The organism is Aeromonas sp. 25-248 (assembly GCF_053005425.1).
In genome coordinates this window covers 119,604-136,503 of the sequence record NZ_JBRKTB010000010.1, presented here as the reverse complement: position 1 = coordinate 136,503, position 16,900 = coordinate 119,604, and the positions used below count along the sequence as shown (strand labels likewise).

The following is a 16,900-nucleotide window of genomic DNA, read 5'->3' as shown; positions in this document are numbered from 1 at the left end:
TTATGGTCTCATGGACTCCCCCATCAAGAAGGGCCGCGCACTGTGGTAATATGTCGCCCCTCATTTTGGGTCAGCGAGATTGCGCCGTGCACGACAACACCTACCTCCCCGATCACTTCCTGCGTCACATTGCGGAGTTCATGCCATCCCATCTCTCCATGGAGGCATTCGTGGCGAGTTGCCGGCAGCCGCTGCGGCGCAGCATCCGGGTCAACACCCTCAAGATCACGGTATCCGAGTTTGTCGCCCGCATGGCGCCGCTTGGCTGGCAGCTGGATCCCGTGCCCTGGTGTGAAACCGGCTTCTGGCTCACCCGCAGTGATGAGAGCGTTCCCCTTGGCAACACGGCCGAGCATCTGTGCGGCCTCTTCTATATTCAGGAAGCGAGCTCCATGTTGCCGGTGACGGCGCTCTTTGCCAGTGAGCAAACCAGAGGGGATGGCATGTTGCTGGACGCGGCCGCCGCCCCTGGCTCCAAGACTACCCAGATCGCGGCGCTCATGGAGAATCGCGGCATGCTGATCGCCAACGAGTTTTCCAGCAGCAGGCTGAAAGTGCTGAGCGCCAATATCCAGCGCTGCGGTGTGACCAACGTCGGCATGACCCATTTCGATGCCAAGGTCTTTGGCCAATGGCTGCCGGAAACCTTCGACGCCATCCTGCTCGACGCCCCCTGCTCCGGGGAGGGGACGGTGCGAAAAGATGAAGACGCACTGCGCAACTGGAGCCTGGAGAGCATCGAGGAGATCGCCACGGTGCAGCGTGGCTTGCTGGAGAGTGCTTTTCACGCCCTCAAACCCGGCGGCGTACTGGTCTACTCCACCTGCACCCTGAGCCTGCAAGAGAACCAGGACGTCTGTCAGTCACTGCAAGAGAAGTTCGGCGATGCCTTCAGCTTTGACTCGTTGGCCGATCTCTTTCCGGGGGCGGAGAAAGCCTGTACGCCGGAGGGATACCTGCATGTGTGGCCCCAGATCTTCGACAGTGAGGGCTTTTTCGTTGCCCGGTTGCACAAGCATCACTCCGTGCCCAACACCATGTTCAAACCTGGCAAGCTCGGCAAGTTCCCCTTCTCACCGCTGCCAGAGAAAGAGGCCGGCCCCATGCTGCGGGAGATTGAAGGGAATTTTGGCATCGTGCCCCATGGCCAACTGTTTGGCCGCAATGACGAGATCTGGCTCTTCCCTCACGCCTTCGAGCAGGTACAGGGGAAGCTGCGCTTCGATCGCATCGGCATCAAGCTGGCTGAAACCTTCAAGAAGGGATATCGATTGACCCATGAATGGGCTCTGGCTTATGGCCATGAGGCGAGCAAGGGATGCGTCGAGCTGGATGCCGCCAATGCCCGTGAATTCATGATGGGACGAGATGTCTGGCCAGAGCAGGATGCCGGGACTGGGGAAGTGATCGTTCGTTATCAGGGGCACCCGCTCGGCATGGGGAAATGGGTGGGGAGTCGCATCAAGAATGCCCTGCCCCGGGAGCTGGTACGGGACAACAACCTGTTCAATGCGTGAGAGTGGGGTCGCTCGAGCAAAAACAGCGCCTGTTCGAGTCTGAAAAACCCCCACTCTGGTTGAACTTTTATCCGGTTCTTGAAATGCCTAGAGCCTTGTCTAAGCTTAAGGCTATCCGCATACCAGTTAGCGCACGGCTCTGCAAGGAGCCAATTCCCCTATGCCAGGTACAAGGAATTCGTACCTGGCTTTTTTTGTCTTCCTTTTTCAACCATGCCGGCACGATACCATCGTCTATTCGAGCATGTCTGCCGACTCGGGAATATCGCTCTGCTGCGCGTTGGTCGTTTGTTGCAGTTCGTGCTGATAGAGCAGGTCGATCGCCTGCTCGATGATGGAGGCCTGACTGTCTTCCAGTTGTTGCCCCAGCATAGCCAACCGCTCTGCATGACGATTGCTTATCCAGCATTGCAACCGGCAGTGGGTTTCCTGCTTGCGCTTCACGTGCTGGCGCTGCCGTTCGGCGTTCTCTTGCGCGGCGCTTTTCTTCAATTCCTGGCTGCCATGACCCTCTGACACATCATTGTCGCGAATGTTATCTCTCATTTTTCGTTGGCATCTTCTACGAAAGTAAATCGGATTACGACTCCCCCACCGTCATGATGTCTGTGGAGGACGGATTGAATATACCATCAGATCAACAGGATATCATTTAACATAAAAAAGGCAGGGGCGCGGTTTGCTATAACAACCCATCCAGGGCGTGATCGGAGAACTTGTGTGCATCATCGAAATATTCCTGCAAGGTGCGCATGTCCTTGTGTCGGGTCACCTCGATGATCTTGTTCATCGGTTTGCCCGCCGTTACCGCCGAGGTGATGAATCCCCGCCGCAAACTGTGGCCACTGACGTGGAGATCGTCGATGGCCTGGCCGGTTCGCCGCTTGATCATCAGGTTGATACCTTGCGGCCCCAGGGGGTCTGTCATCAGCTGTCCCCAGCGATTCATCCGGCGAAACAGGGGGCCCTCAGCAATCCGGCTTTTTTTCAGCCATTGTTGCAGTGCAGAGACCGGGCAATACCGAGTACCTGGAATGAGTGCTATCTCCGATTCATGGAGCTGATGTTTGCTTGGTTTGAGACGAAGGCGTATCCCCTGCCCCACAAACTGCACGTCATTCACCTCGATCCTGGCTGCTTCCGACCGGCGCAAGGCGCCACTGAACATCAGGAGCAACAGGGTGTAATCCCGAAGTCCCGCCAGGTTGCTGGTATCTATCTCGTCCAGCACGCAGGCCAATGGTTTCAGGGTCAGCGCCCCCGTTTTGCGTTTGCGGTTATCACCGAGCCGTACTATGCCCCGCATCATCTCCTTTATCTCCGCATGCTCGGTCGGCATGGGGTGGATCCCCTTCTGCTTGAAGGCATAGCGAATGCCGGCAAGCCGTCTTACCAGGGTGGCCGGTTTACGAGGTTCCCCGTTGCGAAGCTCCCCCTTCCCTTCTTCTTTGTCCAGCCAGACCCAGTTGGCCAGGATGCCGTCGGCCTGATCCGCCAAAAAATTCATGATGTCGTGGTGTGTCGTCTGCAAGGGATCCAGCCCGTGGAGTTGGCACCAGGAGACAAAGATGCGGGTATCTGCCTGATAGGCATTGAGGGTGGAGTCGGCTTTGGCGCTGCGCAGAAAGCGTCTTGCCCGGCTGTTCAACTGAGGATCGAAGACGTTCTGCAAGGATTGCTGAACTGGGTTTTGAAGGCGTGGGTAGTTCACTTAACTCTATGATTTAAAGCGGAGTTTCGGTGGATCTTACAGGATCGTCCAGATCTATCAAGTATCGATAATGAATATTATCGATACTTATGAAGAGTGCTTTTAACCCATTTCAGCCTCCTCATCTATTCCTCAGGCATTCCGTCATCCCTGCTCCGTTTTATCAGGTGCTGGCGATTTGATCTCGTCAGCACCCACCACATAAAGTGAGAGATAACAACTTGGAATGATTGTTTTTGGATGGATCATGGATAGTGCAGATTGTCATAGTAAAACGCCCCGCATAGCGGGGCGTTTTCTGTTATCGCTTTGCCAACTTGAACAATTCGAAGAAATTGTGGCTGGTGGCATCTGCCAATTCAGCGAGCGGTATCTGGCGAAGATCCGCGATAAATTGGGCGACGTCGCGAACAAAGGCCGGCTCGTTCTCCCTCCCCCGGTGCGGAACCGGTGCCAGATAGGGAGAGTCGGTTTCAACCAGCAGTCGCTCCAGGGGCAACGCCTTGACCACTGCCTGCAGGGCTGAGGCATTCTTGAAAGTGGCTATCCCCGAGATGGAAATATAGAACCCCATTGCCATCGCGGCCTCGGCCATTTCGAGGGACTCGGTGAAGCAGTGCAGCACTCCGCCCACCTGTTCGGCCCCCTCCTCTCGCATGATCCGCAGCGTGTCTTCCTGGGCATCCCGGGTGTGGATGATGAGCGGTTTGTTCAGTGCCCGGGCTACCCGGATATGTTCGCGGAAAGAGGCTTGCTGTACATCCTTGTTTTCCGGTGAATAGAAGTAGTCGAGCCCGGTTTCGCCGATGGCCACCACTCTCTCATCGGCCGCCTGAGTCAGCAGCAAGGCAGCATCCACCCCGGGATCCTGATTGAGCGGGTGAACACCGCAGGAGGCAAACACCTGGGGATGGGGGGCGATGGCCTCCATCATGGTCGGGAACTGGGCCTGGGTCACACTCACGCAGAGAAAATATCCCACGCTCTGCTGCGCCGCCTTGGCCAGTACATCGGCCATGTCGGTCTGCTTGGAGCCATAACTCAAGCGATCGAGATGGCAATGGGAATCAACGAGTAACATAGACAACCTTGTTTATAACCAGCGATTGAGCCAGTTCATCAAATGGATGGTGGGATTGGAAAGCTGCCCTGGCTGACAAGCTTCTTTCAGCACAACCAGCTGCTGTTCAGCTTCCAGGAGCCGTTCGCTGGAGTGTCTTTCTGCCAGTTGCTGGCTGAGTGATGCAAGATCCGGCATTGCCAGTTGATGATGGCCGCAGCCAGCCTGAAGCTTGAGGGCATCACACAGGAAGAGCTGCAACCAGTGCAGCCGGACCTGAGTATCCTCGGCCAACTGGGCACAGACATTCGCCGCACGGGTGGGGGCCGATGCCAGCGAGACAAATCCGTCGAGCAATGCCCGTCTGGCATCATCTTGCTGTGCTTCGATGTAGCTCAGCACCCGCAGCGGCGCACCCTGGCAGATCCGCACCTGGGCCTGGGTGGCCTGATGGCCCTGCTCGGTGAGCCAGGCAAGGGTCTCCCCCTCAGAGGGGAGCTGGCAGACATGCTTGTGACAACGGCTCAAGATGGTGGGGAGCAGGCGAGATACCCGGGATGCGATGAGCAGCAACAGACTGTCGCCAGCCGGCTCTTCCAGCGTCTTCAGCAAAGCATTGGCGGCAGACTCCGTCATGCGCTCCGCCTCCTGAATGATCACCACCTTGCCGCGACCGAGCTGGGATGTGCTCTGGAGGCGGCTGCAAATCTCCCGGATGGCTTCGACACCTATGGTCTTGCCCTCGGGCCCCAGAGTCCCAAGATCCGGGTGATGCCCCTTCTCAAAAAGCTGGCAGGAGTGGCACTGACCGCAGGGCTCACCTCGTTGTGGATGCTGACACAGGTGCAGTCGCGCCAGTCGCTCTGCAAGCTGCTCCTTGCCAAGGCCGGGATCGCCTAGCAGCAACCAGGCGTGGCCGAGCCGTCCGGCCCGGGCCGTCTCGCTCAGGGCATGCCAATCCGGGATCAGCCAGGGATACATAGCCCCTCGCTTGCCAGATAATGCTCAAGGGCTGCCTCGATGGCGGCTTTGACTTGCGCCGGGGGCAACCCGGCATCGATGACCTGGATGGAATCATCGGCGGCCGCCAACTCGAGGTAACGCTGGCGGGTACGTTCAAAGAAACCGATCTGCTCCAGCTCAATCCTGTCCAGCTCGCCGCGATGGCGGGCCCGCTGCAGGCCGATGGCAGGATCAATGTCCAGATAGAGCGTCAGATCCGGCTTGAAATCCCCGAGGACCGCCCGTTTGATGGCGCCGATGAGGTTCGCATCGATGCCGCGGCCACCCCCCTGATAGGCCTGGGAGGAGAGATCGTGGCGATCGCCCACTACCCAGATGCCGTCTGCCAAGGCAGGCTTGATCCGGGTCTCCACCAGTTGTACCCGGGAGGCGTACATCAACAGCAGCTCGGCCTCGACGGTCAGGCGCTCGTCGTGCACTTCCTTGACGATGGCCCGCATGCGTTCCGCCAGCGGCGTGCCGCCCGGCTCCCGGGTGCACTCGATCCGCGCCACTCCGTGGGCTTGCAGATAGTCGGTGACATAGCGCACCGCAGAACTCTTCCCTGCCCCTTCCAATCCTTCAATCACGATAAATTTAGACATTAGGGTTTCTTCAATATGTATTCACGTACCGCCCGATTGTGTTCATCGAGGGTCTTGGAGAAGTAGTGGGCACCGCCCCCCTTGGCAACGAAGTAGAGATAGTCGGTCGATTTGGGGTTGAGCGCCGCTTCGATAGAGGCCTTGCCCGGCATGGCGATGGGCGTCGGAGGCAGACCGTCGATCACATAGGTGTTGTAGGGGTTCACGTCGGTCAAATCGCTGCGGCGAATGTTACCATCGTACCTCTCCTTCACCCCGTAGATGACGGTAGGGTCGGTCTGCAACTTCATGCCAAGGCGTAGACGGTTGACGAACACAGAAGCAATCTGGGCTCGTTCATCCGGTTGGCCCGTCTCTTTTTCGATGATGGAGGCCATGATGAGCGCTTCATAGGGAGTCTTGTAGGGCAGATTGGCCTGACGCTTCTCCCAGGAAGCCTCCAGGAACGTTTTCATGTCCTGATAGGCGCGACGCAGGATCGAAAGATCGCTGGCATGAGTGGTATAGGCGTAGGTTTCCGGCAGGAACCACCCCTCCAGCTTGCCATTTTCGATGCCGAGTTCCTGAGCCAGCTCGGTTTCGCTCTGCTCCAGAGTCAGGCGCTCCAGATAGGGGGCGCTGGAAAGTTGCTTCAGCCAATCCTCAAATCGGGACCCTTCGACAAAGGTCAGGCTGAAGTGAAACTCCTTGCCGGAAGCAAAGAGAGAGAGAGTCTCCTTGAGCGGCGCCCCTTCCTTGATTTCATAGGTGCCGGACTTGATGGCCACCAGTTCGGGATGACCGCGCAACCAGAGGCGCACCGCCCAGGGGCTGGTTTCCCCCTCCCCCAGTTCGGCAATCAGGCGCGCCGCATGGGCGCCTTTTTCGACGGTAAAGAGGCGGGTTGGCCCCTTGTTGGTGAGCGTCTCCACCTGTTGCCACTTGTGATACACGTACCCTCCGGCAACGGCGACAGAGAGTGCCGCCCCCGCGAGCAGGGTGTAAAGCCGATTAAACTTCAATGACCAAGCGCTCCTGTAAACGGCGGATCAATACCGGACTGGGATAGTGCATATCCCCGATGCTGGTGACCGGGACAATCCCCATCAGGGTATTGGTCAGCCAGACCTCTTCCGCCTGCCAGAGTGACTCTAATGGAGCCTCTACGACACGCAGTTCAATGCCCATCTGTTTAAGCATCGTCATCACGCGCTTGCGCATGATGCCATCGATCCCGGCGCGGGTGAGATCCGGTGTGAACACCGTCCTGCCACGACGCCAAAACAGATTCGCGCTGACCCCTTCTACCAGAAATCCCCGGCTGTTCAAGACTATACCTTCGACCCCGCCACGCGCAGCAAGTTCGCGCTTCAGCATCACTTGTTCGAGGCGCCCCAGCGTCTTGAGACCGGCGAGCATGGGACTGTCCCCAAGCTGCTGCTGGCATACCAGGGCATTGATGCCGGTTTGCTGCCAATCATGATAATGCTCAGGATAAGGTGCCAAAGAGACGATGCGAGTGGGCGTGTCACAGTCTGCGCCGTCATATCCCCGCCCACCGGCGCCCCGGGTCAGCATTATCTTGACGACAGCCTGTGTCTGCCCAGAAGCAAGCTGCGCCGCCTCGTCGGCAAGCAGGTCCCAGGAGTGCTCGCCAAAACCAAGCCGGGCGTTGGCATGTTGCAGCCGGGCCAGATGGTCCTGCCACCAGAGTACCTTCCCTTCCCTCACCAGCATGGTGGTGAAATGACCATCACCGTATGCCAGTCCACGATCCCTGGCTGACAGTGTTTCTGTGGGTATTCCATTAATCAGCAAGGGGATCCCTCCGATAAAAAAGGCCCGATACTACCGTATCGGGCCTTATCATTCGCCCAGAGCGAATTATACGCGTTTGAAGATCAGGGAGCCATTGGTGCCGCCAAAACCGAAGGAATTGGAGAGGGCATATTCGAAGCTGCCGGCCTTGGCAACGTGCGGCACCAGATCCAGGTCGCACTCATCATCCGGGTTGTCCAGGTTGATGGTAGGAGGCACCATCTGGTCACGCAGAGAGAGCACGGTGATGATCGCCTCGATGGCGCCAGCCGCCCCCAACAGGTGGCCTGTCATGGACTTGGTGGAACTGACCATCAGGGCGCTGGCATGTTCACCAAACACCTTCTTCATGCCGCGCAGCTCTGCCACATCCCCAAGGGGGGTAGAGGTACCGTGGGCATTGATGTAACCGATCTGCTCGGGTGCGATGCCAGCATCCTTGATGGCGTTCTTCATGGCGCGTGCGCCACCATCGCCGTCCGAGGGAGGGGCCGTCATGTGATAGGCATCCCCACTCATGCCAAAGCCGACCAGCTCGGCATAGATCTTGGCGCCGCGGGCCTTGGCATGTTCATACTCTTCCAGCACCAGCACGCCGGCACCGTCGCCCAGCACGAAACCGTCGCGATCCTTGTCCCAGGGGCGGCTCGCCTTCTGCGGTTCGTCATTGCGGGTGGAGAGCGCCTTGGCAGCGGCAAAGCCGCCCATGCCCATGGGGGTGGAGGCTTTCTCGGCACCACCGGCGACCATCACGTCCGCATCGCCATAGGCGATCATCCGGCCAGCCATGCCGATGGCATGGGTACCCGTGGTACAGGCGGTTGTCACGGCGATGTTCGGGCCCTGCATGCCTTTCATGATGGAAAGATGACCGGACACCATATTGATGATGGTGGACGGAACGAAGAAAGGGCTCAGTTTGCGGGGGCCGCCATTGATGAGGCTGCTGTGGTTCTGCTCAATCAGACCCAGACCGCCGATACCAGAGCCGATGGCAACGCCTACCCGCTCCGCGTTCTCTTCGTTGATGATCAGGCCGGAATCTTCCAGGGCCTGAACCCCCGCCGCCACGCCATACTGGATGAAGAGATCCATCTTGCGGGCTTCTTTGCGGTTGATGCCGAACTCTTCGGGGTCGAAATCCTTGACCAGGCCTGCGAAACGGGTTGCGAACTCGCTTGCATCAAAGTGGTCGATGAGGGAAATGCCGCTCTGCCCGTTGAGCAGGGCTTGCCAGCTGGATTCGGCAGTGTTGCCTACCGGGGAAAGCATCCCCAAGCCGGTCACCACGACTCTGCGTTTTGACACTGAGGTAGTCTCCGAGAGGTGTTTTGAAAGGGGTAAACATAAAAGAAGCGGCCCTTGGGCCGCTTCTTTCAGAACAGGAACTTATTCCTGATTAGCGGTGATGTAGTCGATAGCCGCTTGAACAGTGGTGATCTTCTCGGCTTCTTCATCAGGAATTTCGGTATCGAATTCTTCTTCCAGCGCCATTACCAGTTCAACGGTATCCAAAGAGTCAGCGCCCAGGTCGTCGACGAAGGAGGCAGCGTTCTTCACGTCTTCTTCTTTAACACCCAGTTGTTCGATGATGATTTTCTTTACGCGTTCTTCGATGTTGCTCATGACCTGAATTTTCCTTTAAAAATACGCTATTGCGTCTGGTTGGGGTAGTGTATTCAATTGACGTGAGTTTGCAAGTGACTTGCCGCTGGTCAAACCACGAAATGTGCCAAACTTCGGCGTATTATCGCAAATTTGAACAGAACTCACGACAAATTGATTACACCATGTACATCCCGCCATTAACATGCAGGGTTTCGCCGGTAATATAGGCGGCATCATCCGATGCCAAGAATACCACAGCGGCAGCAATTTCTTTCGGATCGCCCAAACGGGCGGCAGGCACCTGATTCATGATGCCGGCGCGCTGCTCTTCATTGAGCGCCTTGGTCATGTCGGTCTCGATGAAACCGGGAGCAACCGCATTCACCGTGATGCCACGGGATGCCACTTCACGGGCCAGCGACTTGGTAAAGCCAACCAGACCAGCCTTGGCAGCAGCATAGTTGACCTGACCGGCGTTGCCCATGGTGCCGACCACGGAACCGATGCTGATGATGCGACCGTTGCGCTTCTTCATCATGGCACGCAATACCGGCTTGCTCAGACGGTACAGGGAGGTGAGATTGGTGTCGATGATCTCGTTCCACTCGTCATCCTTCATCCGCATCAGCAGGTTGTCGCGGGTGATGCCGGCGTTGTTGATCAGGATGTCGATGTCGCCAAAACGCGCCTTGATGGCGGCGAAGACGGTTTCGATGGATTCCTGACTGGTCACGTTCAGTGCCATGCCGCAGCCTTGCTCACCCAGGTAAGCACTGATCGCTTCGGCGCCGCTCTCGCTGGTCGCGGTCCCCACGACCTTGGCACCACGAGCAGCAAACGTCTCCGCAATCGCACGACCAATGCCACGGCTGGCGCCAGTGACCAACACAACCTTATCGGTAAAACTCATGACTTGCTCCTGTTTACTTGATCTGGGCCAGCGCCTGCTCGAACGAGGCGACGTCGTTGGCGTGAATACCTTCCACTCGCGCATCGATACGCTTGGCCAGGCCGCTCAACACCTTGCCCGGGCCCATCTCGATTTCGAGGGTAACACCGTCGTTTGCCATGCGCTCTACCGTTTCAGTCCAGCGAACCGGGCTGAACAGCTGACGCACCAGGGCTTGCTTGATGGCGGCCGGATCCTGCTCACAGGAAACGTCGACATTATTGATGACGGCGATGGCAGGAACCTTGATCTCGATCCCATCCAGGGCGGCGGCCAGCTTTTCTGCGGCCGGTTTCATCAGGGCGCAGTGGGAGGGCACGGAGACCGGCAGCGGCAGAGCACGTTTGGCACCTGACTCTTTCATCAGCACGTTGGCACGCTCGACCGCCTCTTTGTGACCGGCGATGACCACCTGGCCCGGAGAGTTGAAGTTGACCGGAGAGACCACCTGCCCCTGGGCCGCTTTCTCACAGTTGGCAGCGATGCTTTCGTTGTCCAGACCGATGATGGCAGCCATGGCGCCAGTCCCTTCCGGTACGGCTTCCTGCATGGCCAGACCACGCAGCTCGACCAGTTTGACGGCATCAGCAAACGCCAGCGCGCCGCTGCACACCAGGGCGGAGTATTCCCCCAGGCTGTGCCCTGCCATCACGACAGGGGTTGCCCCGCCTTGTTGTTGCCACAGGCGCCACAGCGCGACGGAGGCGGTCAACAGCGCTGGCTGGGTACGCCAGGTCTTGTTCAGATCCTCGGCCGGGCCTGCCATCACCAGGGCAAACAGGTCATAACCCAGCACCTGGCTCGCCTCGGCGAAGGTCTCTTTAATCACGGCGTGTTGCTCGGCCAGCTCGGCCAGCATGCCGACGCTCTGGGAGCCTTGTCCCGGGAAGGCAATGGCAAATCGGGTCATCATTGATTCCTTTAAGGTAAGACGAATTCGGTAAGCGGGCGCCCGAGGACCGGGCACCGCTCGGTATCAGAGGCGAACCAGCGCAGAGCCCCAGGCAAAACCGCCGCCGAAGGCTTCCAGCAGGACCAGTTGGCCGGGTTTGATGCGACCATCACGCACCCCTTCATCAAAGGCGATGGGCACGGAGGCCGCGGAGGTATTGCCATGACGATCCAGGGTCAGGATCACCTTGTCGAGCCCCATGCCGAGTTTCTTCGCGGTGGCATTGATGATGCGGAAGTTGGCTTGATGGGGCACCAGCCAGTCCAGCTCGCTCGGCTCGACGTTGGCCGCAGCCAGGGTTTCGGTCACGATCTCGCTAAGGCGTGTCACCGCCACCTTGAAGACATCGTTGCCCTTCATGTACATGTAGGCTTCGAGCTCGGCACCCGGCATGCCGCGACGGGGCTGCGGCAGTTTGAGCAGCTCGCCATAACGGCCATCGGCATGCAGATGGGTGGAGAGGATGCCAGGAGTGTCGCTGGCACCGATGACCACGGCCCCTGCCCCATCCCCGAACAGGATAATGGTGCCGCGATCCTCGGGATCGCACATGCGTGACAGCACGTCCGCACCAACGACCAGCACGTGGCGAGCCGCGCCGGATTTGACGAACTGATCGGCGATGGCGAGAGCATATGTAAAGCCGGCACAGGCGGCGGCTACGTCAAACGCCGGGATCCCCGGTACGTCAAGCAGCCCCTGCAGTTCACAGGCAGCGGCTGGGAAGGCATTCTCTGCGCTGGTGGTGGCCAGCACTATCATGTCCAGATCGGCGGCAGTCAGACCTGCCGCATCAAGCGCACGCAAGGCCGCCTGATGAGAAAGGGTCGCGACGGTTTCGTCGGCTCCGGCGATACGGCGTTCACGGATCCCGGTGCGTTCCACGATCCATTCGTCACTGGTTTCAACCATCTGTTCAAGATCGGCGTTGGTACGAACCGAACTCGGCAGATAACTGCCAGTACCCAGAATTTTGCTATGCATAGAGTTTTATAAATCCCTGTCGGAAAAGACAGATTCAAGGCGATCTGCAATTTGCAATGGAAGTTGATGTCTGGCTTCTTGTGCGGCCAGCAGAATCGCATGACACAGAGCGCGGCGCTCGGCCCGCCCATGGCTTTTTACCACAATGCCGCGCAATCCTAACAGACTCGCGCCATTATACTGGTCGGGGTTCAGGTAAGAGAAACGCCGTTTGAACATAAATCCGGCGAGTCGACCAAGAAAACTGCGTTTTTTACGCGGATATCCGGCCAGTTCAGCCATCATCCGCACCACCCCCTCCGCGGTCTTGAGCGCCACGTTGCCCACGAAACCGTCGCAGACGATCACGTCGCACTCGCCGCTGAAAATCCGGTCCCCTTCGACAAAACCGACGAAGTTGAGCGCCTGGCACTGGCGCAGCAGCTCGGCACTGTGGCGCACCAGGTCGTTGCCCTTGATCTCCTCCTCCCCCACGTTGAGCAGCGCCACTCTGGGTGAAGGTATCCCCTCGACCTTCTCTGCAACCACAGCGCCCATCACGGCAAATTGCAGCAGGGTGTCGGCATCGCAGCTCACGTTCGCTCCCAGATCCAGCATCACGGTCCGTTTTCCACCCAATGTGGGCAGCGCCTTGATGAGGGCTGGCCGGTCAACACCGGGCAAGGATTTGAGCACGCACTTGGCCATGGCCATCAAGGCACCGGTGTTGCCTGCACTGACACAGGCATCGGCAGCGCCGCTCTTGACCAGATCCAGGGTCACGCGCATGGAGGAGTCTTTCAGGGTACGCAGCGCCACGATAGGCTTTTCGCCCATGCCCACGACCTGGGAGGTATGCACGAGACGAACGCGAGGGTGATTGAGCAGGCCATGTTGCTGCAGAAGAGGGGCAGTCTGGTGTTGATCACCGACCAGAACAAGTTTTAGCTGGGGTAGAAGAGACAGTGCCTGCACGGCGGCAGGCACTGTTTCCGAGGGGCCGATATCTCCCCCCATTATGTCTAGCGCGACAGTTTGCGTAGACAAAGGCAATCCTTAAGCGATTACCTTTTTACCGCGGTAGAAACCATCGGCAGTCACGTGGTGACGACGATGAATTTCGCCACTGGTCTGATCAACAGTCAGGGCAGCGGTGGTCAGCGCATCGTGGGAACGACGCATGCCACGCTTGGCGCGGGTTTTACGGTTCTGTTGTACGGCCATGGTAGGCTAACTCCTAAAATTCACTTACGTTTGAGCGCTTCAAGAACTGCAAAGGGATTCGGCCGCTCATCAGCAGGTTCGATTTCACCCCAGGTCATCTCCATGTTTCCTCTGGGACACACATCCACCGGATGCATGGCTACCTGAGGCAACGAGAGGATGAGTTCATCCTCCAGGATTTGATGAAGATCTATCTCGCCGTTTTCGTCCAACTCAATGGGCTCATAAGCTTCCGGCAGTTCTTCCTCGTTTGTTCTTTCGAACAGCGGAGTGTAAATAAAACTAGCTTCACAAAGGTGTTCAAATGTCTCACCACAACGCTGGCAAACCAGGTCGACCTTGGCATGGGCAGTGCCTTTCATAACGGTCAACTTCTGGACATCTTTGCCAAAGTGCAGTGTGACATCCACATCACTTCGCAAGCCTTCGGTTGATTCCTCCAGCCTGGGCATCTGCGACTTTTCCACTATCCCGACATAATCGAGTAGCTTCAAGGCATTACGGACTGGATCAACCTTAACGGGCAACTTCACCTTTTGCATAGGGCGCGAATATTATAGGTCCAACAAGGGATAGTCAAAGGAAAAAGTCCTTACCGCCGATGATTTTACCTTCACAGGCCCCTGCAAGAGGAACTTGTGCTCATCGGTGGCCGATTATGCCATATCGTGCAGGATCTGGCACAGGATCCTGTTCCCCTCCCCTGTCTGTCCACCGGATGTGCTCCTTGGTGTCTCATCAGGTGGCAGAACAGCGCGGGTCGCTCCCCAGCAGGCCTGGTGTCGCAGCCACTCTGGGCTCGGCTTCCATCAGTCGGCGTATGGCTTTGAAACTGCCCACGGCAGCCTTGATAGCAATGGGATTGACCAGCCAGCCCGGCAAGTTGTTGCCCGGGTTGGTATAGGTTTCGAGCCGAACGAGTGTGCTGCCATCCCGTTGGGGGAGCGCCTCCCACCGTCCGGCGCTTTCCTGGATCCGGAACAGCCCTGCATGCAATGGCAGGGCATTCGGCTCTGCCCACACCTCGAGAGTCAGGCTGCAATCAATGCGTCGACTCAGATGGGAGCGGGTGATGAGCTCCCTGTCTTGCACCGGCTAGGGAGATGCCAGGCGGGTATAGACCAGATCATCGTCGGGACCCGATCTGGCCAGCACCCTGACTTCACGGCTCTGGGGCAACCACTCTTCATGGCGCGCCGTGTTCCGCAGCACCGTGATCAGCGCGCCAGGATCGGCATTCACCCGCATCTCCAGACGTAAGGCCTGAAAAGAGGTCGGAGGATGTGGCTGGGTCCAAAGCATCACCCCCTCATCCCCCTGGCGAAGTTGCCATGTCCCTGCCCAGCTGGCGAAGGAGATCAGTGCCATGACCAAGGCCGCATATCGTGTCATCACGCTCAATTCCGATCTCTTGTGTTTGTGCTGTGGTTTCCTCAGCATGCATGCTTCCCGCTAATTAGGCGAGTCCCGCTGTAGACATCTCCTGTTTGCGTGGCCCCATCTGCACAGATAGAATCAACCAATTGATTTATAAATGGATATCATCAAAACATGCAGCCTTCCTTGATCCTCGCGTCCACCTCGTCCTACCGCAAGACCTTGCTGGAAAAACTCGGTCAGCCATTTCACTGTGCTGCGCCTCAAGTCGATGAGACGGCGCGACACGGGGAGACCGCGGGAGCCCTGGTCAGCAGATTGGCGTTTGCCAAGGCGAGTGCGGTTGCTGCTGATCGTGATCAAGGATTGATCATCGGTTCAGATCAGGTGTGCGTCTGTGACGGGCAGATCCTCGGCAAACCAGGCACGTTGGAGAAGGCGGTCGAGCAGTTGCGGCGGGCACAAGGCAAGCGCGTCATCTTTTACACCGGGCTCTGTGTGATCAATGCTGCAAATGGCCATGCCGAGCAGCTCGTCGAGCCTTTCACCGTGCATTTTCGCTCGCTCGACGAAGCCGCCATCCGTCGCTATGTGGAGGCCGAACGTCCTCTGGATTGTGCCGGCAGCTTCAAGTGCGAGGGAATGGGCATCGTCTTGTTCAAGGCGCTGGAGGGGCGCGATCCCAACGCCCTTGTCGGTCTTCCCCTGATAGGCTTGGTTGATCTCCTGGGTCGCCACGGCCTGGCTCTGCCATAACAAGAACTCTGCCATGAAAAACGGGAGCCTTGGCTCCCGTTTTTCATGGCTGTCAGCGTGGCAGCTTGGCGAGGAACGCCTCAAGCTCCGGTGACAATGGCGCTTCCACCTGCATCTCCCGCTCATCTACCGGATGAGTAAAGGTGAGCTTCCAGGCGTGCAGGAACAAACGCTTTAGCCCCTGCCCTCGCATCTTTTCATCAAACCCGGCCTCACCATATTTGTCATCGCAGGCGATGGGATGGCCGGCGTGCTGGGTGTGGACACGGATCTGGTGAGTACGGCCAGTGATGGGACTGCACTCGACCAGTGTGGCCTCAGCAAACTGACGGGCAATCCGGAACCGGGTCTCGGAAGGTTTGCCATCGCTGCTGACCCGCACCACCCGCTCGCCGGATTGCAGATCATTTTTGCGAAGTGGCGCATTGACTACCTTGACGTGGGGTTGCCACTGGCCGCGCACCAGCGCCAGATACTGCTTGCGCATGGTCTTGACCCGCAACTGCTCGTGCAGGCTGCGCAGGGCACTGCGCTTCTTGGCAACCAGCAGCACGCCGGAGGTGTCGCGATCCAGCCGGTGCACCAGTTCGAGGAAACGGGCTTCGGGGCGCAGGGCACGCAGCCCTTCGATGACGCCAAAGCTGAGGCCGCTGCCGCCGTGCACTGCCATGCCGGACGGCTTGTTGAGCACTATCATGGCATCGTCTTCAAACAGGATCTGGCTCTCCAGACGCTGGATGCTGCCGAGGTTGGCAGAAGGCAACTCATTCTTCTCGGCCACACGCACGGGGGGCACCCGCACCTCGTCACCGGCACAAAGCTTGTATTCCGGTTTGATGCGCTTCTTGTTGACCCGCACCTCCCCTTTTCGAAGGATGCGATAAATCAGGCTCTTGGGGACGCCCTTTAACTGAGTCTTGAGAAAATTGTCGATGCGCTGCCCGTCATGCTCAGCTTCGATGGTGAGCAGCTGCACTTGTTGATGTATCTGTGTCATGGCGCGGATTTTAACACCGCTGACAGCCCTTGGCTCCATGCTTTGTTAAAAAATGGCGTCTTGCTATAAAAGTGGTTTAAATGGGATAATAAACAAGGTTTTGTCATTGTGTTCAAGCCTTGTACTAAGTGGCCAAAATGTATGCCACCCAATCCCGAAACACCGTGTATACAAGAACATGACGGTTCCCGGGTGCGAGGTACAACGCATGGAGAACACAAACAAAGCCGACGTAAATTGTCTCCACATCGGTATCCTTAATTCACGCCCTCTCGAGAAGGCTGAACCAGAGTGCCCTTAGTTTGCGCCTCATGCATACCCCAACCGGGAGGTTGCCCCAGCATGCTGAAGACCCGAGGCCGGCGCCGGCAGGACCCAGTGG

At 58.0% G+C, this 16,900-nt stretch carries 20 protein-coding genes; 2 read left to right on the top strand and 18 right to left on the bottom strand.

Annotated elements, in window-relative coordinates; translation table 11 throughout:
- Window positions 1-86: 86 nt before the first annotated feature.
- A complete protein-coding gene (gene rsmF / locus ACVDHI_RS14925; protein ID WP_183149989.1) occupies window positions 87-1,517 on the top strand; it encodes a 16S rRNA (cytosine(1407)-C(5))-methyltransferase RsmF in 1,431 nt (476 codons plus the stop codon).
- 234 nt (window positions 1,518-1,751) lie between these two features.
- Here rsmF and ACVDHI_RS14920 read toward each other — a convergent pair whose 3' ends face one another.
- From ACVDHI_RS14920 to ACVDHI_RS14840, 17 genes are all read right to left on the bottom strand, one after another.
- Window positions 1,752-2,063 (bottom strand): RepB family protein, encoded by a 312-nt coding sequence (locus tag ACVDHI_RS14920; protein WP_324061575.1) that lies wholly within the window; start codon window positions 2,061-2,063, stop codon window positions 1,752-1,754.
- Between the two features lie 136 nt (window positions 2,064-2,199).
- Window positions 2,200-3,228: a site-specific integrase gene (locus tag ACVDHI_RS14915; protein WP_447212223.1), complete on the bottom strand. Its 1,029-nt coding sequence runs from the start codon at window positions 3,226-3,228 to the stop codon at window positions 2,200-2,202.
- Between the two features lie 301 nt (window positions 3,229-3,529).
- A complete protein-coding gene (locus ACVDHI_RS14910) occupies window positions 3,530-4,309 on the bottom strand; it encodes a TatD family hydrolase (RefSeq protein ID WP_447212222.1) in 780 nt (259 codons plus the stop codon).
- A gap of 12 nt (window positions 4,310-4,321) precedes the next feature.
- A complete protein-coding gene (gene holB / locus ACVDHI_RS14905) occupies window positions 4,322-5,269 on the bottom strand; it encodes a DNA polymerase III subunit delta' (RefSeq protein ID WP_447212221.1) in 948 nt (315 codons plus the stop codon).
- Complete coding sequence (gene tmk / locus ACVDHI_RS14900) at window positions 5,254-5,895, bottom strand: dTMP kinase (RefSeq protein ID WP_042017643.1); 642 nt, start codon at window positions 5,893-5,895, stop codon at window positions 5,254-5,256. Before tmk ends, holB begins: the two co-directional genes overlap by 16 nt.
- Window positions 5,895-6,896: an endolytic transglycosylase MltG gene (gene mltG, locus ACVDHI_RS14895; protein WP_029314535.1), complete on the bottom strand. Its 1,002-nt coding sequence runs from the start codon at window positions 6,894-6,896 to the stop codon at window positions 5,895-5,897. Before mltG ends, tmk begins: the two co-directional genes overlap by 1 nt.
- Window positions 6,886-7,692 (bottom strand): aminodeoxychorismate lyase, encoded by an 807-nt coding sequence (pabC, locus tag ACVDHI_RS14890; RefSeq protein ID WP_324061581.1) that lies wholly within the window; start codon window positions 7,690-7,692, stop codon window positions 6,886-6,888. The genes mltG and pabC overlap by 11 nt, the downstream gene beginning before the upstream one ends.
- A 66-nt stretch (window positions 7,693-7,758) precedes the next feature.
- Window positions 7,759-9,000, bottom strand: coding sequence for a beta-ketoacyl-ACP synthase II (fabF, locus tag ACVDHI_RS14885; RefSeq protein WP_039041168.1), 1,242 nt, complete (start codon window positions 8,998-9,000; stop codon window positions 7,759-7,761).
- A gap of 81 nt (window positions 9,001-9,081) precedes the next feature.
- Window positions 9,082-9,318 carry an acyl carrier protein gene (acpP, locus tag ACVDHI_RS14880; protein ID WP_005300909.1) on the bottom strand — a complete coding sequence of 79 codons (237 nt, stop codon included), beginning with the start codon at window positions 9,316-9,318 and terminating at the stop codon, window positions 9,082-9,084.
- 157 nt (window positions 9,319-9,475) lie between these two features.
- On the bottom strand, window positions 9,476-10,210 hold the full coding sequence (gene fabG, locus ACVDHI_RS14875) for a 3-oxoacyl-ACP reductase FabG (protein ID WP_039041169.1): 735 nt from the start codon (window positions 10,208-10,210) through the stop codon (window positions 9,476-9,478).
- A gap of 13 nt (window positions 10,211-10,223) precedes the next feature.
- Entirely contained in the window at window positions 10,224-11,159 is a 936-nt protein-coding gene (gene fabD, locus ACVDHI_RS14870; protein ID WP_447212220.1) for an ACP S-malonyltransferase, read from the bottom strand.
- A 66-nt stretch (window positions 11,160-11,225) separates the two neighbouring features.
- Window positions 11,226-12,185: a beta-ketoacyl-ACP synthase III gene (locus tag ACVDHI_RS14865; RefSeq protein WP_010674740.1), complete on the bottom strand. Its 960-nt coding sequence runs from the start codon at window positions 12,183-12,185 to the stop codon at window positions 11,226-11,228.
- 6 nt (window positions 12,186-12,191) lie between these two features.
- Window positions 12,192-13,211 carry a phosphate acyltransferase PlsX gene (gene plsX / locus ACVDHI_RS14860; RefSeq protein ID WP_324061583.1) on the bottom strand — a complete coding sequence of 340 codons (1,020 nt, stop codon included), beginning with the start codon at window positions 13,209-13,211 and terminating at the stop codon, window positions 12,192-12,194.
- Window positions 13,212-13,220: 9 nt separating this feature from the next.
- On the bottom strand, window positions 13,221-13,388 hold the full coding sequence (gene rpmF / locus ACVDHI_RS14855) for a 50S ribosomal protein L32 (RefSeq protein ID WP_005300935.1): 168 nt from the start codon (window positions 13,386-13,388) through the stop codon (window positions 13,221-13,223).
- A gap of 20 nt (window positions 13,389-13,408) precedes the next feature.
- The gene (gene yceD / locus ACVDHI_RS14850) at window positions 13,409-13,930 is read right to left on the bottom strand and encodes a 23S rRNA accumulation protein YceD (RefSeq protein WP_029314532.1); all 522 of its coding nucleotides are present in this window, start codon (window positions 13,928-13,930) and stop codon (window positions 13,409-13,411) included.
- 196 nt (window positions 13,931-14,126) lie between these two features.
- Window positions 14,127-14,480 (bottom strand): hypothetical protein, encoded by a 354-nt coding sequence (locus tag ACVDHI_RS14845; protein ID WP_447212219.1) that lies wholly within the window; start codon window positions 14,478-14,480, stop codon window positions 14,127-14,129.
- 3 nt (window positions 14,481-14,483) lie between these two features.
- A complete protein-coding gene (locus ACVDHI_RS14840) occupies window positions 14,484-14,630 on the bottom strand; it encodes a hypothetical protein (protein WP_447212218.1) in 147 nt (48 codons plus the stop codon).
- 309 nt (window positions 14,631-14,939) lie between these two features.
- Here ACVDHI_RS14840 and ACVDHI_RS14835 point away from each other — a divergent pair, with 309 nt between their 5' ends.
- Window positions 14,940-15,521 (top strand): Maf family protein, encoded by a 582-nt coding sequence (locus tag ACVDHI_RS14835; RefSeq protein ID WP_447212217.1) that lies wholly within the window; start codon window positions 14,940-14,942, stop codon window positions 15,519-15,521.
- Between the two features lie 52 nt (window positions 15,522-15,573).
- On the opposite strand, the gene rluC is transcribed toward ACVDHI_RS14835, so the two are convergent.
- Window positions 15,574-16,518: a 23S rRNA pseudouridine(955/2504/2580) synthase RluC gene (gene rluC / locus ACVDHI_RS14830; RefSeq protein ID WP_201889990.1), complete on the bottom strand. Its 945-nt coding sequence runs from the start codon at window positions 16,516-16,518 to the stop codon at window positions 15,574-15,576.
- Window positions 16,519-16,900 lie beyond the last annotated feature (382 nt).

Coding starts and splice junctions, on each gene's coding strand:
- ACVDHI_RS14835 (WP_447212217.1), top strand. CDS start 14,940: ATGCAGCCTTCCTTGATCCTCGCGTCCACCTCGTCCTACCGCAAGACC.
- holB (WP_447212221.1), bottom strand. CDS start 5,269: ATGTATCCCTGGCTGATCCCGGATTGGCATGCCCTGAGCGAGACGGCC.
- ACVDHI_RS14920 (WP_324061575.1), bottom strand. CDS start 2,063: ATGAGAGATAACATTCGCGACAATGATGTGTCAGAGGGTCATGGCAGC.
- fabD (WP_447212220.1), bottom strand. CDS start 11,159: ATGACCCGATTTGCCATTGCCTTCCCGGGACAAGGCTCCCAGAGCGTC.
- fabG (WP_039041169.1), bottom strand. CDS start 10,210: ATGAGTTTTACCGATAAGGTTGTGTTGGTCACTGGCGCCAGCCGTGGC.
- ACVDHI_RS14910 (WP_447212222.1), bottom strand. CDS start 4,309: ATGTTACTCGTTGATTCCCATTGCCATCTCGATCGCTTGAGTTATGGC.
- acpP (WP_005300909.1), bottom strand. CDS start 9,318: ATGAGCAACATCGAAGAACGCGTAAAGAAAATCATCATCGAACAACTG.
- tmk (WP_042017643.1), bottom strand. CDS start 5,895: ATGTCTAAATTTATCGTGATTGAAGGATTGGAAGGGGCAGGGAAGAGT.
- yceD (WP_029314532.1), bottom strand. CDS start 13,930: ATGCAAAAGGTGAAGTTGCCCGTTAAGGTTGATCCAGTCCGTAATGCC.
- rluC (WP_201889990.1), bottom strand. CDS start 16,518: ATGACACAGATACATCAACAAGTGCAGCTGCTCACCATCGAAGCTGAG.
- rpmF (WP_005300935.1), bottom strand. CDS start 13,388: ATGGCCGTACAACAGAACCGTAAAACCCGCGCCAAGCGTGGCATGCGT.
- ACVDHI_RS14865 (WP_010674740.1), bottom strand. CDS start 12,185: ATGCATAGCAAAATTCTGGGTACTGGCAGTTATCTGCCGAGTTCGGTT.